The sequence below is a fragment of the Streptomyces humidus genome (assembly GCF_014649655.1).
GTDB lineage: Bacteria > Actinomycetota > Actinomycetes > Streptomycetales > Streptomycetaceae > Streptomyces > Streptomyces humidus.
On sequence record NZ_BMTL01000119.1, the window covers coordinates 1 to 1,780 of the forward strand.

At 69.7% G+C, this 1,780-nt stretch carries 2 pseudogenes; both read left to right on the forward strand.

Going from position 1 to position 1,780, the window contains the following annotated elements:
• Positions 1-161: 161 nt before the first annotated feature.
• Positions 162-563: pseudogene (locus tag IE239_RS43440) on the forward strand (DUF4158 domain-containing protein); the annotation flags it as partial.
• Between the two features lie 283 nt (positions 564-846).
• Positions 847-1,780, forward strand: a pseudogene (locus tag IE239_RS41310) (hypothetical protein); the annotation flags it as partial.

The window sequence follows — 1,780 nt, forward strand, 5'->3', positions numbered from 1 at the left end:
GCAGAGCGTGACGCTCGAATACGGTGAGTGTGCGTACGCTCCGTGATCTGGCCCTGGCCTCCGCTGCCGGGATCGTCGCTGTTTATGGTGGCCGCTGTCAGGCGGTCGGGCGTGGGGCGGTTGGTGTGGCGTCGCTGGAGCGGACGGCGTAGCCGAGGTTCATGAGGCTGATCTCGGAACGGGAGTTGCGGGAGTTCTTCACGCCGTCGGCGGAGGATGTGGTGTGGGCTCGTGAGCGTACGCATGACCGTCCGGGCCGGGTCTTGGCGCTGCTGGTGATGCTGAAGTCCGCGGCGCGGCTGGGCCGTGTACCCAAGCTCGGGCAGATACCCGAGGTGGTCGTGGCTCACGTGTGCGATCAGGCGGGGCTCGCTGCGGGGACGGTGCCAGAGGCGGACTCCGGGCGGAGCGAGGAGCGCTATCGGTCGGCCGTACGTGACCGCTTGGAGCTGAAGCACAAGCCGGGCGAGGCCCGCGCGGTCGCGGAGGCGGCGATGCGGGCGGCGGCGCCGGTGAAGGCGCATACCGCTGACCTGGTGAACGTGGCGCTGGAGGAGCTGGTCCGGCAGAAGGAGCGGCTGGAGCTGCCGGCGTTCTCCACCCTGGACCGGATGGCTGCCCGTATCCGCTCCGAGGTGGATGCCGCGCAGTGCGAGGCGATCGTCGCGCGCATGAGTGACGCGGCGCGGGAGCGGGTCGCAGGCATGCTGGAGGTCGTCGAGGGCGAGTACCAGAGCCTGTTCGCGTGGATCAAGCAGCCCGCCCGGCGGGCGACGTGGTCGCGGTTCAGGGCCCATGCGGAGCGGATGGAGAGGGTGGACGGGCTGGGGGGATGCCGTCTTCTGGGTGGGGAAGACACCGTCGGCGAAGGTGGCCGCGCTGGCCGAGCAGGCGAGGGTGCTGTCGGTGGGCGAGATGAAGGACATCGCCGAGCCTCGCCGCACCGCGCTGACCGTGTGTCTGCTGGCGCAGGTGCAGGCGGCGGTGCGGGACGAGACGGTGGTGATGCTCTCCAAGCGCATGTCCCGGCACCTCAAGCGGGCCCAGGAAGAGCTGCTGGAGATCGAGAAGCGGCAGAAGGAGACCACCGAGCAGCTCCTGGCCACCTTCCGGGACGTGCTGACCGCCCTGCGCGGCAGTGGCGAGGCCGCTCCAGGCGGGTGGGAGGGGGAGGCGTCGCTGGATGACCTGCTGGCGCTGAAGAACGCCCGGGCTGCGATCGAGACGGCGGGCGGGTTCGACGCCCAGCTGGCGGAGCTGGAGGCCCTGGACGCCTACCGGGGCAGCAACTACACGGCGCTGGTGGAGCGCTTCTTCAAGCCGGACCGGCCGACCATGTTCAAGATCGCCCGCCGTCTGTCGTTCACCGCGACCTCGACCGACCGCAGTGTGCTGGACGCGCTGGACCACGTCCTGGCCTATCAGCACCTCACCCGGCCCCTCGTGACGGACACCCATCCCACCCGTAAGGACGAGAACGGGGAGTTGATACGGCTCGACCTGTCGTTCGCGCCGAAGATGTGGCTGAAGACCGTCTACTCCCGTGAACAGCCGGGGATGCTGGTCCGCCGCCATTTCGAGGCAATGGTGTTCGCCTGCCTCGTGGAGGAGTTGCGCTGCGGCGATGTCGCCGTGATGGGCGCCGAGGACTACGGTGACTGGACCCGCATGCTCCTGCCCTGGGAGCAGTGCGAGCCCAAGCTCGCGGGCTTCTGCGAGCAGGCCGGCTTCCCGGCCACCGCGAGCGAGTTCACCGTTCGGCTGCGCGAGCGGCTCACCA